General features: G+C 72.1%; 16 protein-coding genes and 1 riboswitch. Of the genes, 4 read left to right on the top strand and 12 right to left on the bottom strand.

Features of this window, described 5'->3' with window-relative positions:
* Positions 1-4: 4 nt before the first annotated feature.
* Genes ribH through ACFYZZ_RS32000 form a run of 4 tightly spaced genes read right to left on the bottom strand, consistent with a single transcriptional unit; the run spans position 5 to position 3108 of the window.
* The gene (gene ribH / locus ACFYZZ_RS32015; RefSeq protein WP_386574936.1) at positions 5-490 is read right to left on the bottom strand and encodes a 6,7-dimethyl-8-ribityllumazine synthase; all 486 of its coding nucleotides are present in this window, start codon (positions 488-490) and stop codon (positions 5-7) included.
* A 40-nt stretch (positions 491-530) separates the two neighbouring features.
* Positions 531-1868 (bottom strand): bifunctional 3,4-dihydroxy-2-butanone-4-phosphate synthase/GTP cyclohydrolase II, encoded by a 1338-nt coding sequence (locus tag ACFYZZ_RS32010; RefSeq protein ID WP_389183348.1) that lies wholly within the window; start codon positions 1866-1868, stop codon positions 531-533.
* Positions 1865-2506: a nicotinamide riboside transporter PnuC gene (locus ACFYZZ_RS32005; protein WP_389183345.1), complete on the bottom strand. Its 642-nt coding sequence runs from the start codon at positions 2504-2506 to the stop codon at positions 1865-1867. The genes ACFYZZ_RS32010 and ACFYZZ_RS32005 overlap by 4 nt, the downstream gene beginning before the upstream one ends.
* Positions 2503-3108, bottom strand: a complete 606-nt coding sequence (locus ACFYZZ_RS32000; protein ID WP_389183343.1) for a riboflavin synthase — start codon at positions 3106-3108, stop codon at positions 2503-2505. The genes ACFYZZ_RS32005 and ACFYZZ_RS32000 overlap by 4 nt, the downstream gene beginning before the upstream one ends.
* Before the next feature lie 164 nt (positions 3109-3272).
* A riboswitch (FMN riboswitch) is annotated at positions 3273-3403 on the bottom strand.
* 258 nt (positions 3404-3661) lie between these two features.
* Here ACFYZZ_RS32000 and ACFYZZ_RS31995 point away from each other — a divergent pair.
* On the top strand, positions 3662-4555 hold the full coding sequence (locus ACFYZZ_RS31995) for an RNA polymerase sigma-70 factor (RefSeq protein WP_389183340.1): 894 nt from the start codon (positions 3662-3664) through the stop codon (positions 4553-4555).
* Between the two features lie 105 nt (positions 4556-4660).
* Complete coding sequence (locus ACFYZZ_RS31990; protein WP_389183337.1) at positions 4661-5416, top strand: SDR family oxidoreductase; 756 nt, start codon at positions 4661-4663, stop codon at positions 5414-5416.
* Here ACFYZZ_RS31990 and ACFYZZ_RS31985 read toward each other — a convergent pair.
* Positions 5413-5793, bottom strand: coding sequence for a winged helix-turn-helix transcriptional regulator (locus ACFYZZ_RS31985; protein WP_389183334.1), 381 nt, complete (start codon positions 5791-5793; stop codon positions 5413-5415). The two genes, ACFYZZ_RS31990 and ACFYZZ_RS31985, sit on opposite strands and share 4 nt — an antisense overlap.
* 24 nt (positions 5794-5817) lie before the next feature.
* On the opposite strand from ACFYZZ_RS31985, the gene ACFYZZ_RS31980 reads away from it, so the two are divergent.
* Positions 5818-6240 (top strand): YybH family protein, encoded by a 423-nt coding sequence (locus ACFYZZ_RS31980; protein ID WP_389183332.1) that lies wholly within the window; start codon positions 5818-5820, stop codon positions 6238-6240.
* 28 nt (positions 6241-6268) lie between these two features.
* Here ACFYZZ_RS31980 and ACFYZZ_RS31975 read toward each other — a convergent pair whose 3' ends face one another.
* Complete coding sequence (locus ACFYZZ_RS31975; RefSeq protein ID WP_389183330.1) at positions 6269-7477, bottom strand: ROK family transcriptional regulator; 1209 nt, start codon at positions 7475-7477, stop codon at positions 6269-6271.
* Between the two features lie 120 nt (positions 7478-7597).
* Here ACFYZZ_RS31975 and ACFYZZ_RS31970 point away from each other — a divergent pair, with 120 nt between their 5' ends.
* Positions 7598-8878 (top strand): MFS transporter, encoded by a 1281-nt coding sequence (locus ACFYZZ_RS31970; RefSeq protein ID WP_389183327.1) that lies wholly within the window; start codon positions 7598-7600, stop codon positions 8876-8878.
* A gap of 558 nt (positions 8879-9436) precedes the next feature.
* On the opposite strand, the gene ACFYZZ_RS31965 is transcribed toward ACFYZZ_RS31970, so the two are convergent.
* The 6 genes from ACFYZZ_RS31965 to ACFYZZ_RS31940 form a co-directional block, all read right to left on the bottom strand.
* Positions 9437-10603 (bottom strand): XdhC family protein, encoded by a 1167-nt coding sequence (locus ACFYZZ_RS31965; RefSeq protein ID WP_389183324.1) that lies wholly within the window; start codon positions 10601-10603, stop codon positions 9437-9439.
* On the bottom strand, positions 10591-12042 hold the full coding sequence (locus ACFYZZ_RS31960; protein WP_389183321.1) for an IS701 family transposase: 1452 nt from the start codon (positions 12040-12042) through the stop codon (positions 10591-10593). The genes ACFYZZ_RS31965 and ACFYZZ_RS31960 overlap by 13 nt, the downstream gene beginning before the upstream one ends.
* Positions 12043-12429: 387 nt before the next feature.
* On the bottom strand, positions 12430-13143 hold the full coding sequence (locus ACFYZZ_RS31955; RefSeq protein ID WP_389183319.1) for a TMEM175 family protein: 714 nt from the start codon (positions 13141-13143) through the stop codon (positions 12430-12432).
* 133 nt (positions 13144-13276) lie between these two features.
* Positions 13277-13618 carry a nuclear transport factor 2 family protein gene (locus tag ACFYZZ_RS31950; protein ID WP_389183316.1) on the bottom strand — a complete coding sequence of 114 codons (342 nt, stop codon included), beginning with the start codon at positions 13616-13618 and terminating at the stop codon, positions 13277-13279.
* 46 nt (positions 13619-13664) lie between these two features.
* Complete coding sequence (locus ACFYZZ_RS31945) at positions 13665-15182, bottom strand: ATP-binding protein (protein ID WP_389183313.1); 1518 nt, start codon at positions 15180-15182, stop codon at positions 13665-13667.
* Positions 15179-16498, bottom strand: coding sequence for an MFS transporter (locus ACFYZZ_RS31940; protein ID WP_389183310.1), 1320 nt, complete (start codon positions 16496-16498; stop codon positions 15179-15181). The genes ACFYZZ_RS31945 and ACFYZZ_RS31940 overlap by 4 nt, the downstream gene beginning before the upstream one ends.
* Between the last annotated feature and the right edge of the window lie 23 nt (positions 16499-16521).

The raw sequence follows: 16521 nt of genomic DNA, 5'->3' as shown, positions 1-16521 counted from the left end.
CTCCCTAGTGCCAGGGTTCAGATACTGAGCGGAGCGTGGCCGCCGTGGCCACCGCGGCCGTCACGGCCTCGTGCCCCTTGTCCTCGTTGGAGCCCTCGATGCCGGCCCGGTCCAGGGCCTGCTCCTCGGTGTCGCAGGTGAGCACGCCGAAGCCGACGGGGACGCCGGTCTCGACGGCCACCTGGGTGAGGCCCTGGGTGACGCCCTGGCACACGTAGTCGAAGTGGGGGGTGCCGCCGCGGATGACGACACCGAGGGCGACCACCGCGTCGTAGCCGCGGCCCGCGAGGACCTTGGCGGCGACCGGCAGCTCGAACGTGCCGGGGACCCGGATCAGGGTCGGCTCGTCGATGCCCAGCTCGCGCAGGGCGCGCAGGGCGCCGTCCACCAGGCCGTCCATCACCTTCTCGTGCCACTGCGCCGCGATGACGGCGACCCTGAGGTCGCTCGCGTTGCGTACGGACAGTTCCGGTGCACCCTTGCCGCTCACGTCTCTCCTTAGTGCTTTCGCTTACTGGTAGTGCTTTCGCTTACTGGTTGGCACAGGTGGCCGCGGATGAGGCCACAGTGGCTGTCGCGGATGAGGCCACAGTGGCTGTCGCGGCAGGCGTGTCCAGCCAGGGCAGGTCGTGCCCCATCCGGTCCCGCTTGGTGCGCAGGTACCGGAGGTTGTGCTCGCCCGCCTGGACGGGCATCGGCTCGCGGCCGGTGACCCTCAGGCCGTGGCGCAGCAGCGCGTCGGTCTTGTCGGGGTTGTTGGTCATCAGGCGGACGCTGCGGACGCCGAGGTCGGCGAGGATCTGCGCCCCGGCGCCGTAGTCGCGGGCGTCGGCGGGCAGGCCGAGTTCGAGGTTGGCGTCCAGGGTGTCGTGGCCCTGCTCCTGAAGCTCGTAGGCGCGCAGCTTGGACAGCAGGCCGATGCCGCGTCCCTCGTGTCCGCGCAGGTAGACGACGACTCCGCGGCCCTCCTCCTGGATGCGGTCCAGGGCGGTGCCCAGCTGGGGGCCGCAGTCGCAGCGCAGGGAGCCGAAGACGTCGCCGGTGAGGCATTCGGAGTGGACGCGGACCAGGACGTCCTCGCCCTCGCCGATCTCGCCGTGCACGAGGGCGACATGCTCGACGCCGTCGAGGGTGGACCGGTATCCGTAGGCGGTGAAGGTGCCGTGCGCGGTGGGCAGGCGGGTCTCGGCCTCGCGGCGGACGGTGGGCTCGCTGCCTCGGCGGTAGGCGATCAGGTCCTCGATGGAGATGATCGTCAGGCCGTGCTTGCGGGCGAACGGGATCAGCTCGGGCAGCCGCAGCATCCGGCCGTCCTCGCCGGCGATCTCCACGATGGCGCCGGCCGGGCGCAGGCCCGCGAGCCTGGCCAGGTCGACGGCGGCCTCGGTGTGGCCGTTGCGGACCAGGACGCCGCCCTCCCGGGCGCGCAGCGGGAAGATGTGGCCGGGGCGGACGAAGTCGGTGGGCTCGGCAGTGCCGTCGGCCAGCAGCCGGAGCGTGGTGGCACGGTCGGCGGCCGAGATGCCGGTGGTGACACCGTGCGCGGCGGATGCGTCGACGGAGACGGTGAACGCCGTCTTCATCGACTCGGTGTTGTCCGCGACCATCTGCGGCAGCTGCAGCCGGTCGAGTTCGCCGGCCTCCATGGGCGCGCAGATCAGGCCCCGGCACTCGCTCATCATGAAGGCGACGATCTCGGGGGTCACCTTCTCGGCGGCGACGACGAGGTCGCCCTCGTTCTCCCGGTCCTCGTCGTCGACGACCACGATCGGGCGGCCGGCGGCGATGTCGGCGATGGCCTGCTCGACCGGGTCGAGCGTGAAGTCCTCGATGTCGTCCGCGCTGTAGAGGACGGGTGCCGTAGTCATGCCGGTGCTCCTTCCAGGACCGGCTGCGCGGCCCGGCGGGAGCGCAGCCACCAGTCGCGCATGCCCCACAGGACGAGCGCGCCGTAGATGACGTAGACGAAACCGGAGAAGGCGTAGCCGTTGGCGAAGTTGAGGGGCACGCCGACGAGGTCGACGAGCAGCCAGGCGAACCAGAACTCGACCATGCCCTTGGCCTGGGCGTACATGGCGACGATGGTGCCGACGAAGATGTAGGCGTCCGGCCAGGGGTCCCAGGACAGCTTCGGGTAGGCCGTGAACAGCAGGGCGACCGCGACGGTGCCTGCGACGGCCGCGGCGAGCATCGCCGCGCGCTCGCGCCAGGTGGCGAACCGGGGGGCGATGTGCCCGTCCCCGGCCGTGCCCTTGCTGCGCTGCCACTGCCACCAGCCGTACAGGGCGACGGCCATGACGACGGCCTGCTTGCCGGCGCTGCCGGTCAGGTGGCCGTAGAAGGCGGCGAAGAGGACGAGGCCGGACAGGAACTGCACCGGCCAGGTCCACAGGGAGCGGCGCCAGCCGAGGGCGAGGGTGATGAGGCCGAGGATGTTGCCGACCATGTCGGACCAGATGATGTGCTGGCCGAACATGGTGAACGCCTCGGAGTTCAGCCAGCTCACCGGCCGGCCCCCTGACCGGCCGCGAGCAGCCGCTCCACGTACTTGGCGACGACGTCCACCTCGAGGTTGACCGGGTCGCCGGGCTGCTTGTGGCCGAGCGTGGTCAGGTCGAGGGTGGTCGGGATGAGGCTGACGGTGAAGTAGTCCGGGCCCGCCTCGACGACGGTGAGGCTGATGCCGTCGACGGTGATGGAGCCCTTCTCGACGACGTAGCGGGCGAGTTCCGCGGGCAGCGAGATCCTGACGATCTCCCAGTTCTCGGAGGGCGTGCGGGCCAGCACCTGCCCGGTGCCGTCCACGTGGCCCTGCACGATGTGCCCGCCGAGGCGCGCGCCCACGGCGGTGGGGCGTTCGAGGTTGACCCGGGAGCCGACGGTGAGCACGCCCAGGCTGGAACGCTTCAGGGTCTCGGCCATGACGTCGGCCGTGAACTCGTCACCCTCGTGCTCCACGACGGTGAGACAGACGCCGTTCACGGCGATGGAGTCGCCGTGCTGCGCGCCCTCGGTCACGACGGGGCCGCGGAGCCGGAAACGGGAGGCGTCGCCGAGATTCTCGACGGCGGTGACCTCACCCAGCTCTTCGACGATTCCGGTGAACACTTCCCGGGTCCTCCTGCCTCGCTCGGGCACGGACTCCGGGGCCTGTCGATGACGACAGAATGTACGGGTGAGCAAGACCGTGAGCTGAGCCGACGCCGAAAAGGGACCCGTCCGCACGCGGACGAGCCCAGATACGGCGGCGCGCACACGAACATGCCCGCCCGCCGCGCACTGCCTCCCATCCGGACTTTAACCGTCGGTCCAGGAATTTCACCTGGTCAACCGGCCGCTGGAAGCGACCGGGTCGCGGACTGTAACCGCCGGTTCGGACTTTCACCGACCCCGGAGTGCGCTGCTTCTGGTACACGGCCAGTGTGCCATGCCGGGTCGCCTTACAGACAGGCGGAGGGTGTGGGCTCCCTCACAGCGTGTGTCGCTGGACTTGCGCACTGGAACCGGCCTGGTCAACTGCCCCGCGGAGAGCGAGGGTTGACCTTGGTCCGGACCCATTGACCGCACTGGTCTAGTCCTTTTAGGGTGCGGGCGGGCCCGGTGGCGGTGACGACGGCCCTTGCCCGCCGCCGGGTCGCCATGCCTCTGACAAAGTGGGTCCATGACGACGCCACCCCTGCTCGCCGACGAGTTCGAGACCCACCGCTCCCGGCTGTTCGGCCTGGCCTACCGCCTGCTCGGCTCCGCGCAGGAGGCGGAGGACGCGGTGCAGGACGCGTATCTGCGGCTCAGCGGCGCCGACCGGGCGGGCATCGAGCACCTGGGGGCCTGGCTCGCCCGGACCGTCACCAACCTGTGCCTGAACCGGCTGACCTCGGCCCGGGCGCGCCGCGAGGAGTACGTCGGTCAGTGGCTGCCGGAGCCGGTGGTCACGTCCGACGGGACGCTCGGGCCGCTGGAGTCGGCGGAGGCGCGCGAGCAGGTCTCGATGGCGATGCTGGTGCTGCTGGAGCGGCTGACGCCCACCGAGCGCGCGGTGTACGTGCTGCGCGAGGCGTTCGGGTACGGCCACCGGGAGATCGCGGACGTCCTGGACCTGAGCGAGGCCAACTGCCGTCAGCTGTACCGGCGGGCGGTGGGCCGGGTGGCCGCGCCGGAGCCCCGGTTCGACCCCGCTCCCGAGCGGCGGGAGGAGCTGGTCACGTCGTTCCTCACGGCGGCCCGGGAGGGTGACCTCACCGGCCTGGAGAAGCTGCTCGCGGCGGACGTGACCTGGTGGAGCGACGGCGGCGGCAAGGTCACGTCGGCCCTGCGTCCGATCGAGGGCCGGGAGAAGGTCGCCCGCTTCGTGGCGGGCGTCTCGCAGCGCTTCGCCGTGGGTCTGGAGTACACGGCGGTGGAGGTCAACGGCGCGATCGGGGTGGCGTCGTGGGTGGGCGACACACTGTTCGGGGTCGTCGCGTTCGAGCTGGTGGACGGGTTGGTCGCGGGCGTGTGGGCGGTGATGAACCCGGACAAGCTGGAGCATGTACGGCGACAGCTGACCCGCCCGTAGCCGGGGCCCGCCGGGGCTTGTCACATTTCACGCGGCTGCGCGGTCTCAGCTGGCGAAGGGCGCTCCGACCGGGGGCGTCCTGGAGTCCGGAGGGACGGAAACAGCATGACCACGATCCTGGTGACCGGCGGAACCGGCACGCTCGGACGGCTCGTCACCGAGCGGCTGCGGGCGGACGGGCACGAGGTGCGGGTGCTCAGCCGGCACACCCAGCCCTACGCCGTCGACCTGCGCGAGGGCGGGCCCGGCCTGGACGCGGCCCTGGACGGCGTGGAGACGGTCGTGCACTGCGCGAGTTCTCCGCGCGGCGACGAGCAGGCGGCGGACCATCTGATCGCGGCGGCGCGGCGGGCCGGGGTGGGCCATCTGGTGTACATCTCCATCGTCGGCGTCGACCGGGTGCCGTTCGGCTACTACCGGTCCAAGCTCGCGGTGGAGCGGCGGATCGAGGAGTCGGGGCTCCGCTGGACCGTGCTGCGGGCGACGCAGTTCCACGACCTGGTGGTGACGATGCTCCAGAAACTGGCCAAGCCGCCCGTCGTGCTGGTTCCGGCCGGGGTGTCGGACCAGCCGGTGGAGGTGGCCGAAGTGGCCGACCGCCTGGCCGAGTTGGCGCTCGCGGAACCGGCGGGGCGGGTGCCGGACATGGGCGGGCCGCAGGTGCGGACGTTCGACTCGCTGGCCCGCGCCTATCTCCGGGCGACGGGACGGCGCCGGCGTGTGCTCGGCATGCCCCTGTTCGGGAAGACGTACCGCGCCTTCCGCGCGGGCGGCCATCTGGCTCCGGAGCAGGCGGTGGGCAAGGGGACGTTCGAGGAGTACCTGGGGCGACGGTTCGGGCAGGGCGGCGGGCGGGGCTAGGGATGCCGGGTCAGCCGGGTGCCTGTGCGGTACAGCTCCACGAGTAGTGGGCGCAGGGCCTGGCCTGACGAGGTGAGGGTGTAGCGGGTACGGGCGGGGAAGCCGGGCAGCCGCTCCTGGGCGACGAGACCGCGCTCGCGCAGGGCGTGCAGGCGCTCGGTGAGCACCTTGGGGCTGATCTCCGGAAGCCTGTCGCGCAACGTGCCGAAGGAGTGCGGCCCGTGCATGAGTTCGCGCAGCACCAGCGTGGTCCAGCGGCCCGCGACCGCGGCCAGGGCGACCTCCACCGGACAGTCCGGCTCCGGCCGGCTGGTACGCCCGGCCGCGGTCGGCACCAACTCGCCGTCCCACACGTGGCTTTCCGTTTGGTGAGCCACGTCGTGACCGGATTGGCTGCCGTCATGAGCATCCATCCGAACTCTGCCTTCGACCATGCCCCCACTGTCGCCCTGACCGCCGACGCCGCACAACATCCGCATGTCTTCGCCGCCGCGTTCAACTCCCTGCGTCCCGAGGCGCTCGCCCAGGTCTACAGCGAGGACGCGGTGTTCGTGCCGCGTCCTGGTGACCGGGTCACCGGAGCGGAACTCGTCGCCGCCAACGCCGAGTTCCAGTCGCTCGGCCTGCCGATCCGGGTCAGCCCGCGGCATACCTACGTCAGCGGTGACACAGCCCTGCTCATCGTCGACTGGGTGATCGACGGCCGCCGGCCCGACGGCGAGCACGTGCACCTGGAGGGGACGGCCACCGATGTCGCCCGCCGTGGGCCGGACGGGCTGTGGCGGTATGTCATCGACAACCCCTTCGGCACCGCACCGGCCTGAGCCGGACTCCTGATGCGGACTGGATCCGTCAGCGCTCCGGGGGCGCGAACAACTCGTCCTGGGCTCGGTCCCGGGCCGTGAGCAGCGCTCCGCGCAGTACGGCGCCCCCGCCGAGCCCGCTCGCCCGCACCTCGGTGAGCAGGGGCGACATACGGCGCAGCCGTTCTTCCACCAGGCCGACGAGGACCTCGCCCCCGGCCTGCCCGACCTCTCCGCCCAGGACCACGCAGCCCGGGTCGAGGATGGAGGCGACGGAGGCGGCCCCGATGGCGACCCGGTGGGCGAGGGCGTCGAGGAAGCGGCCGGCGGGGCCGGAACCCCCGCCGGGCGGGCCGGTCACCTCCGCGACCGCCTCGCGCACCACCACCGCGACGCCGGGCCCGTCCATCGGCTCCGCCCTCGGCAGGCCGTAGTCCCGGGCCAGTGCGCCGACCGCCGCCGCTCCGGCCAGCGAGTGGAAGCCGCCGTCGCAGTCCGTCGCCGAGGGCAGTACGGTCGTCCCCGGGACCGGCAGGAAGCCGATCTCGCCCGTGCCGCCGGAGGCGCCGCGGCGCAGGGTGCCGTCCAGGACGACCGCGGCGCCGACGCCATGGCCCAGCCAGAGCAGGACGAAGGTGTCCCGGTCGCGGGCGGCGCCCTCGCGCTGCTCGGCCACGGCCGCCAGATTGGTCTCGTTCTCCACGGTGACCCGGGCCTCGGGCAGCCGTTCCTGCAGGGCCGCGGCCAGGCGCCGGTGCCAGGCGGGCAGGCCGCCGGAGTCGCGCAGGTCGCCGGTGGCGGGGTCGACGAGGCCGGGCGCCCCGATGCCGACGGTGTGCAGCCGGTCGGCGCCGGCCTCCTTCGCGGCGCGCTCCACCGCCGCGACCACCTGCTCCACGGCGGGCCCGGTGCCGGTGTCCCCGCCGATCGGCACGGCCGCCTCGGCCAGCACCCGCCCGACGAGGTCGGAGACCAGCACGAAGGCACCCCCGGTGCGGACGTCGAGCGCGGCCAGGTGGGCGCGGTCGGCGACGATGCCGTAGAGCCGGGCGTTGGGGCCCCGGCGCTGCTCGCCGGACTCGCCGACCACCGTGATCAGGCCGGAGGCGGTGAGCCGTTCGACGAGGTCGGCGACCGTCGGCCGGGACAGTCCGGTCAGCTGCTTCAACTGCCCTGCCGTCAGCGGGCCTTCCTGCTGCAACAGGCGCAGGGCGAGCCGGTCGTTGATGGCCCGGGCGGTGCTGGGCGATGCGGGCATGACCGGAATCCTCCCAGACGCGGGCGGCCGTAATACTCACTATCTATCAGGCAGGGTCCCTGATAGTTTACGGCGGCGCCGCGACGGAGCGGTGGGGAACTCCCGGGGAGGGGCTGGAACATGAGTGACGTGGGGTACACGCGTGACGAGGTCAGGCGCGCCCGGTATGCCGTGGCAGCCGTGTTCGCCGTGCACGGTGCCGTGACCGGCTCGTTCGCGACCCGCGTGCCGTGGATCCAGGACCACGCACACGTGAGTGCGGGCCAGCTCGGCATCGCCCTGGCGTTCCCGGCCCTCGGCGCGTCCGTGGCGATGCCGCTCGCGGGCCGGATCAGCCACCGCTTCGGCGCCCGCACGGCGCTGCGCGGGCTGATCTCGCTCTGGACGCTGTCCCTGGTCCTGCCGTCCCTCTCCCCCAGCCTGCCCACCCTGTGCGCGGCGCTCTTCACGTACGGCGCCTCGGCCGGCATGGCGGACGTCGCGATGAACGCGCTCGGCGTGGAGGTGGAGAACCGTCTCGGCAGGTCGATCATGTCCGGGTTGCACGGCCTGTGGAGCGCCGGCGCCCTGATCGGCTCAGCGGCGGGCACGCTCGCCGCCCACCTCGGCTCGGACGCCCGGCTGCACCACGCCCTGGCCGCCGCGGTGCTGACCGTGCTGGGTCTCGTCGCCTGCACCTGGGTCCTGGACCTGCAGGCCGCCGAGGACGAGGAACCGCCGCCCCGGTTCGCGCTGCCGCCCAGGTCGGCGCTGCTCATCGGCGCGGTCGGCTTCTGCGCGGTGTTCGCCGAGGGTGCGAGCCTGGACTGGTCGGCGGTCTATCTGCGCGACCGGCTGGACAGTTCCGCCGGTCTGGCCGCCGCCTGCACCACCGGTTTCACGCTCACCATGGCGCTGGCGCGGATCGCGGGCGACAAGGTGGTCGACCGCTACGGGGCGGTGCGCACCGTACGGGTGAGCGGCGTCCTCGCCACGCTCGGCGGGCTGCTCATCGTCGTCGCGGACCATCCGGCCCTCGCCATGGGCGGCTTCGCGCTGATGGGTCTGGGCATCGCGGTCGTGGTCCCACTGTGCTTCGCGGCGGCGGGCCGCAGCGGCCCCAACCCGAGCCAGGCCATCGCGGGCGTCGCCACCATCACCTACACCTCCGGCCTGGTCGCACCGGGCGCCATCGGCACGCTGGCCCAGGCCACGAGCCTGGTGGTCTCGTTCGGCCTGGTGACCGTGCTGGCGTGCGGGCTCGCGGGGTTCGCGGGCGTCCTCCGGGCGGGCGACCGCGGCCGCCCGCAGGGTGCGACGGCCGCCGGTGCCGCACCCTCGGGGCGTGTACCGGCGGCGGAGGAGCCGTACTGTTCCCTGCCCGAAGCTCAGCGCCCGGGACCGGACCGCCGAAGCGACTGAGGTGCCGTGTCCACCGGTGCGGATCGGCACCCTGGCGCTGATGCCCGGCCCGGGCGGCTCGGCCGCGGGACAAGCCCGACCAGCCGGGGGATTGGTGGCCGGGGCGGTTCATGGGGCGGGCATGCGGCGAGCATGGTCACGGGTGCGTGCGTGTCGACCACCGAGTGCTCGTCGGTGCCCATCCGGCAGGTGCTCGCCGTCGAGCGGCGGCTGGACGACCCGTCGTCCGTGCCGACCGGGCTCCCTGCGCCTTTCTGCGAGGTCTCGACAAGCTGCACGGGGCCGAGCTGTGCAAACTCCTCACCGCAGCACGACCCCAGGACATCGACCAGGCCCGCTGCAAGAACCCGCACCTCGGGTACGGCCGGGGCGGAGCGTGTCCTGATCCGGCGGCGCGCCACGGCCCTGAGGCCCCGTCGAGTACCGCCGGGCGCCCCGATGCCGACGGCGGGCGGCGGTCCTGGGCGACGTCGAGCGGTCACGCCCACGATGTGCCCCGGGCCGGAGGCGGTGACGGCGCGGTCCGCCCGCGCGGCGTGGGAGTCCCGGACCTCGCCCTCAGACCGGTCTCGCGCTCGCCGTCACCGGCTCCGGGGCCGGTGGGCGGTGGATGGCCACGGCTGTCCGGGAGAGGGGGACGCCCGTTCCGCCGTGGCGGGACGCCACGATTTCCGCCGCGATGGACAGGGCCGTCTCCTCAGGGGTGCGGGCGGCCAGGTCGAGGCCGATCGGGGAGCGCAGGCGGGCGATGGCCTCGTCGGGGACGCCCGCTTCGCGCAGGCGCGCCAGGCGGTCCCGGTGGGTGCGGCGGGAGCCCATGGCGCCGATGTAGCCGACCGGGAGCCGCAGGGCCAGTTCCAGGAGGGGTACGTCGAACTTCGGGTCGTGGGTCAGGACGCACAGGGCCGTGCGCGCGTCGAGACGGCCGGCCCGGGCCTCGCCCTCGAGGTAGCGGTGCGGCCAGTCCGTGACGACCTCGTGCGCGCCCGGGAAGCGTTCCGTCGTGGTGAACACGGGGCGGGCGTCGCACACCGTGACGTGGCAGCCCAGGAACCGGCCGGCCCGCACCAGTGCGGCGGCGAAGTCGATCGCCCCGAAGACCAGCAGCCGGGGCGGCGCGGCCGCCGACTCGACGAACAGCGTGACCGGCTCGCCGCACACCCCGCCCTCGGTGCCGATATGCACGGCGGCCGTGCGCCCCTGCGCGAGCAGCGCCGCCGCCTCGGCCGCCGCGGTGGCGTCGAGGGCGGGACTGCCGCACAGGGTGCCGTCGTACGTCCCGTCGGGGCGGACCGCCAGGGCGCCGCGGCCGATCAGCTCGCCGGGCCCGTCGGCTACCCGGGCGAGCGCGGCGGGACGCCCGTCGGCCACGGCGTCCAGGGCGGCGGCGAGAGCGGGGCGCACCGGGTGCCCGCGCCGCACCGGCATGACCAGGACATCGAGCACGCCACCGCAGGTGAGCCCCACGGCGAAGGCGTCGTCGTCGCTGTAGCCGAATCGGCGCCGGACCGGCACGCCCGTCTCCATGGCCTCCAGGCACAGTTCGTACACCGCTCCCTCGACACAGCCGCCCGAGACGCTGCCCAGGGCTGCGCCCGCCTCGTCCACGGCCAAGGCCGCGCCGGGGAGCCGGGGGGCGCTGCCCGTCACCGAGACCACGGTGGCGAGCGCGAAGTCCCGCTCCCCCAGGCACCATTCACGCAACTCGGGCGCTATGTCCAGCATGGCTTGACCTGACCTCCGGGTGGCATCGGCTTCGGCTGTGGAGAGGGCGGAGGTGACAGGGAGTGAACTCGCGCTGCCGGGGACGCGTGCGGGAAGGCCGTCTGCCCCATCAGGGTCAGGGGGCCCGCCCGCTCCACCCGGCTCGGCGGCTGCTCCCGTGCCACCGGGTGGCCTTCCTCCACCGCGTCCTGAGCGACGGCGCCCGCCACACGTGTGCCGGCCCGGGCCGGACGGCGGGATCCGCCTGAGGTGTCCGCCCGGGCCGGTGTCTCCGCGAACTTCTGACCCCTTAACGCCAGCAGCGTGGCCGCATGGGCCACGCTGGCGAGAGTCATGTGGTGGTGCCAGCCCCGGAAGGACCGGCCCTCGAAGTCCCGGATGCCCACCGCCTCACACACGTCGTCGAAGTCGAGCGCGACACGGTCCCTGAGCGTCGCCAGCAGAAACAACTGCGCGAGCGGCAGGTCCTGGATGTTGGTGGCCCAGAACTCCGACGGCATCAGACTGCCCACTTCCGCCCACGCACCGAAGAGGGTCAGCGGCACGGGCGCGGTCGTCGCCCCCTCCTCGCCCGGCGGCGCGTGCACGACCGCCGCGACGAGTGGAGTGACGGCGCCGTCGGCCCTGCCATGTCGCATCCACTCGACCAGCCGGCGCTGCGAGCGCAGGGAGTCGATCAGCTCGCGCGCGGACGTCGTGTGCACGCTCTGCTTGTGACGTCCTGTCGTGGCGAGGGTGACGGGCAGCGAGCCGTCGACCTTCAGCACGCAGGGGATGCCGTACAGCGTGAACGTGTCGATCGTCTCCGCGAGATCGGCGTTGGAGACCTCCATGAGGACGGGGCGCCGCTGGAGCTGCCAGGTGTCCGCCATCCGCAGCACCATGTGCACGGCGTCCTGCGCCGGGGTGCGCGAGCGCGCGGTGTCCGGGATGCCGGCGCTTCGCCGGCGCAGCTCGGTCGTCCACGGCCCGGGCAGGGTCAGGGTCCACTCGACGGGGAACCCCGCCTCACCGGAGACCAGCCAGACCCCTGCCGCCTGCTGGCAGTTGGCCATGCGGCCCAGCTGCGGAACGAACTGCCGGCCCACGCCGACCGAGCGGTCCCCGGCCTTCTCGATGACCACCGGCTGCACCACCCAGGCGAGCGGGCGCTGCACGCTGCGCTCGATGTGCTGCGCCAGCGAGCGGCGCACGGGCGTCCAGTCCCATGGGGACTTGCTGATGAACTGTTGCAGGCTCTGTTCCACGGAGCCGGCGTCCGCCCCGGCGATGTTCCGGATGGTCTTCTTCCCGGAGGTTGACATGAGACCGTTCAAATAAACCCGGGCCCACTTTCTCTGATCCCGCCTGGGCAGTGACTCGAAGCACAGGGAAATCACCTCGTCCAGGAGCGCGGAGACTTCTCTTTCAGAGTTTATTCGGAGCGTATCGCTCGACATCTACGCCTCCCCCGCCGACCGCTTGACGTGTGACCCTACTTGACCGAAAGCCGCAGCCGTAGGGCGCCGGACAGACTTCCTGAGGTCACACACCTGTCCGGTTTGTCGCCCCAAAGAAAGTAAAAAAGACTCGCCCACAGGCCGGGACGGCGGATGACGCGGGAACCCCTTTCCGATCTTGTCGAACACGGCTGGCCTGGCCTGATGGCGATGCCGGGGCCACACCCCCATGGCCGGAATCGCAAGGGCGATGGGTGCGCACGTCCAGGTCTATCCGTTGCATGCGATCTGCTATGACCGAGGCGTATCACCCGAACGTGTCCGAAGACATTCGGCGCGATGACCGAAAACCGGCGCGGCACACGGCGGCCGGAAACCTGGCGGAAATCAGGAGGAGGCCGTGGACGCGGCGGTCCGGCCCGGAGCCTCACCCTCGGCACCGGCGGTCCCGTTCGCCCCTTCTCCCCCGACGGAACCGGTGTCCCCGTCCTCCCCGTCGTTGGTCACCGGAATGGGGATCTGGTTCGCCGCGTAGTACAGGGCGATGACACCGTGCGCCACCAGGGCGAGCGGAGCCGAGAAGAAGGAGATCAGCAGGGCGACGGGGTAGGCGATGCTGCCCAGCCCGAAACGCAGCCGGGTGGCCCGGGCCCCGTCACGGTCGACGCGGTCGTGGAAGAGGTGCCCGACGTGCGTGATGTACCACCAGAAGCTCAGGAAGGCCACGGCGTACACCACGGTCCAGGCGCTGTAGAGGATGGCCGCGACCTCGGCCGACTCGGAGTCCTCCAGATGCTCGGCGAGCACCGCGGTGGTCCACGGGATCACCGAGACCACCATCAACACCACGAGATTCAGGAAGAGCAGCGGCCGGTTCACCTTTTTCAGATGACCGAAAATGGTGTGGTGGTTCACCCACATGACGCCGATCACAAGAAAGCTCACGACGTACGCCGCATAATGCGGCCACTGTTTCGCGAGCCCTTCCCAAAGATGCGATCCCTTGTCGTCCGGAACCTTGATCTCCAGGACGAGAATAGTGATGACGATCGCGAAAACACCGTCACTGAACGCCTCGACCCGACCGGTTTCCTGTTCCACGCTCTTCCCCCCGGGTTTCCAACGGATTCACCTGCATACGCGGAGAGGCCCGGCCGGCCTCTCCGCGCACGATACCGGAGAACCGGCGGTTCGCCCGCCGGACCCGGCCAGCCGTCAGGCCCGGTTAATCGAGTCAGCTACCGAATCCGGCCGTCTGCCGCCAGATTCGGCCATCCTTTACGACGAGGGTGCCGAAGGCGTGCTCCGGCTCACCGTTCAGGTTCATGATCGCGCGGTAGAAGATCGTGTCGCCGGTCTCGACGTACTCCTGGAGTTCCACCAGGGTCGGCTTGAGGGTGAGATATCCGGTGAAGGTCTCCCGCACCGCGTCGATGCCCTCCGACACGCCTTCGAAGCGCAGCAGGACGGCGTCATCGGTGTAGTTCTTCATGACCGCGTCGATGTCCAGCGCGGCCAGCGCCTCCATCTGCCGCTGGAAGACCGGGTGCAGTGTGGAGATGTCGTACTTGGCCATGTGCAACTCCCTCTTCGGTGGGTGGTGTTCGGTTGGGGGGCGTTGGTCAGGCTCCCGGGACCGCGCAGACGGCGCCGTCCACGGTGCCGCCCAGCGGAAGCCGGACGGTCATGCGGGTGTCGCCCGGCACAGAACGGGCGCTGAGCGAGCCGCGATGGCGCTGGGTGACGATCCGGTAGCTGAGGTGGAGGCCGAGTCCCGTGCCCTTGCCGACGTCCTTGGTGGTGTAGAAGGGCTCGAAGATGCGGGGGAGGGTCTCCTCGGGGATGCCGTGGCCGGTGTCCGCCACCTCGACGACCAGACAGCCTCCCTCGACCCGGGCGTGCAGGCTGAGCGTGCCCTCGCCGCCCATGGCGTCCACGGCGTTGTCGACGAGGTTCGTCCACACCTGGTTCAGCTCGCTCGGGTAGCCCGTCAGGCGCGGCAGGCCGGGGGCGTAGTCGCGGACGACCTTCACCCGGGCGAGCTTGGCGCGCAGCATGGTCAGCGTGTTGTCGATGCCCTCGGTGACGGAGAACTGCTGCTCGGGGGCCCGGTCGAGGTTGGCGTAGTCGCGGGTGGCCGCGACGAGCTGGGAGATGCGGGGTCCGGCCGCGCGCAGCTCGGCGGTGAGCGCGCGGGTCTCCAGGACGGCCGCCAGATGGTCCAGTGCGGCCGGCAGGGCATCCTCGCCGACCTGGACCAGTTGGGCGCGCAGCCAGTCGAGGTCGAGACCCAGGTCGGAGACGCCGGAGGCGAGCACCTCGGGACGGTTCGCACCCGCGTCCACGGCCCAGTCCTCGATGTCGTCGAGGTCGTCGGCCTGGTCGATGGCGTCGCCGTCGGCGGGCGGTGCTGCCTTTTCCAGTGCCGCGACGAGCCGGTCGAACGCGGCGCGTTCCTCGGCTCCCGCCGCGGCGCCCCACGCCTGCGCGGTGGCGGTGAGCAGGTCGACGGCCGTGCCGAGGTCCTCGGCGGCGCGGGCCACGGCCGCCGCGGGGTTGTTGAGCTCGTGCGCGAGGCCCGCGGCCAGCGTGCCGAGCGCCTCCACGGTGGCTCGGTTGCGGGCCTGCACCTCGGAGGACTTGATGCGCCAGGCGAGCACCGGCAGCAGTACGGCGGCGACGCCCTGACAGCGGGCGAGCATCTCCAGGAACACCGCCTTGGGGTAGGCCAGGACGGTGGTCGTGCCGCTTGCGGCGACCGTGGCCACGTACCCGCCCTCGGTGAGCAGGGGCAGTTCGCCGGTGAAACGGTGGGCGGCGGAGGGCTTGTTGTCGTGCTGCTCACCCGTCACCTCGTGGGCGTAGTGCCGGGTGAGCACCTCCTCGCGGCCGTCGACGACCTTGGTGACGACAAGGCCGCCGTCCAGCAGGACGTAGAAGTGCGTCGCCTCGTCCCCGTCGCGGAAGAGGACCTCGCCGTCCTCGCAGACGGCCGGGTGCGACACGGAGGTGAGCCAGTCCAGCTGGTCCTCGGTGAGCCGGGCGAAGATCTCCAGGGAGCGGAGCGTCTCGCGCAGGTCCGTGAGGTCCGGGGAAATCGGGCCGGCCGGCTGCCTGGTGCCGGGTTCGGCGTCCGTCACGGGGCGCTCCTTTCCGTCGCTTCCCGGGTGGGTACCGCGGCCGTGGTCGAGGGGGTGCCGATCGTGGCGGTGCCGGCCACCGGGGTGCCGGATGCCGGGCGGCGGGACAGCAGGGCCGTCGCCCCCAGCGCGAGCGCGCACACCGCGGCCACGGCGACCATGAAGCCGACGGAGGTGGAGCGCAGGCCGAAGCGGTTGCTGAACAGGCCCGCGAGGACGGCGGGCACGCTCATCGCGAGGTAACCGAACACGAAGACGGCGGCGGTGAGTTCGCCACGGCCCTGCGGATCGGCCAGCCCCATGAGCGCCCGGAAGGCGCCCAGGAAGGCGGCGCCCCAGCCACTGCCGAGGACGGCCGTGGCGAGGAGGAACAGCACCGCCGATTCTGTGCCCAGGGAGAGCAGCACCAGGCCGAGGCCCGCGATCATCACGATCAGTCCGAGCATCGCGGCGCGCAGCGGCCGCATCCCGCCGAGCAGCAGCTGGGTGACGGTGGCCACGCCCGCGAGCAGACCCACGGTGGCCCCGCCCACCAGGTAGTTGGTGCTGCCCAGCAGGACCAGGACGAGTTTGGGGCCGAGCGCGAGGTAGAAGCCGCCGACGGACCACACGGCGACGATGGTGAGCGCGAGGATGAGGAACCGGCGCCGCACGGCGGCCGGCACCCGTACCCGGTGCGGGGTGAACCGGACCGGGCCGCCCGCACCGGGGGCGGTCTCCGGCAGCCGCGGCAGACAGACCAGCGCGGCCGTGAAGGCGCCGGCCAGGACCAGGTAGGTGAGCGCGGTCGGAGCGGGCGCGAACTCCACCAGCAGGCCGGCGCCGACCGCGCCCAGGCCGATGCCGACCGGCGGGCCCGCACTGTTGACCAGGGCGCCGAGGCCGGGCCGGGCCGCCGGGGCGAGTTCGAGCAGCGCTGCGCCGGTCGCGCCGGTGGCGAGGCCGACCGCCAGGCCCTGGACGGCACGGGCGGCCAGCAGCCAGGCGAGGCCCTGAGCGGAGGCGAACAGCGCCATGGAGAGGATGACCAGCACCAGGGACGCCATGAGGACGGGCCGTCGGCCGAGGGTGTCGGACAGTGCCCCGAACAGCAGCAGCGCGGCCAGTACGGTGACGGCGTACACGCCGTAGACCACCGTGATCATGCCCGCCGACAGGTTCCATTTTTCCTGGTAGAGCACGTAGAGCGCGGAGGGTGCGGACGACGAGAACATCAGCAGCACCAGCACGGTGCCGACCAGCAGGAAACCCCCGCCGCCGACGTTCCTCGCCGGATCCCGGCCGGCCGTGCGGGCGGTTCGAAGCGGTGGGATCACCGGAGTAACTCCTCGGTACGCGG

Source organism: Streptomyces sp. NPDC001816, from assembly GCF_042892235.1.
In the GTDB taxonomy this organism is placed as follows: domain Bacteria; phylum Actinomycetota; class Actinomycetes; order Streptomycetales; family Streptomycetaceae; genus Streptomyces.
Note: the sequence above shows the minus strand (reverse complement) of the source record. Positions and strands in the feature narration are given on the sequence as shown.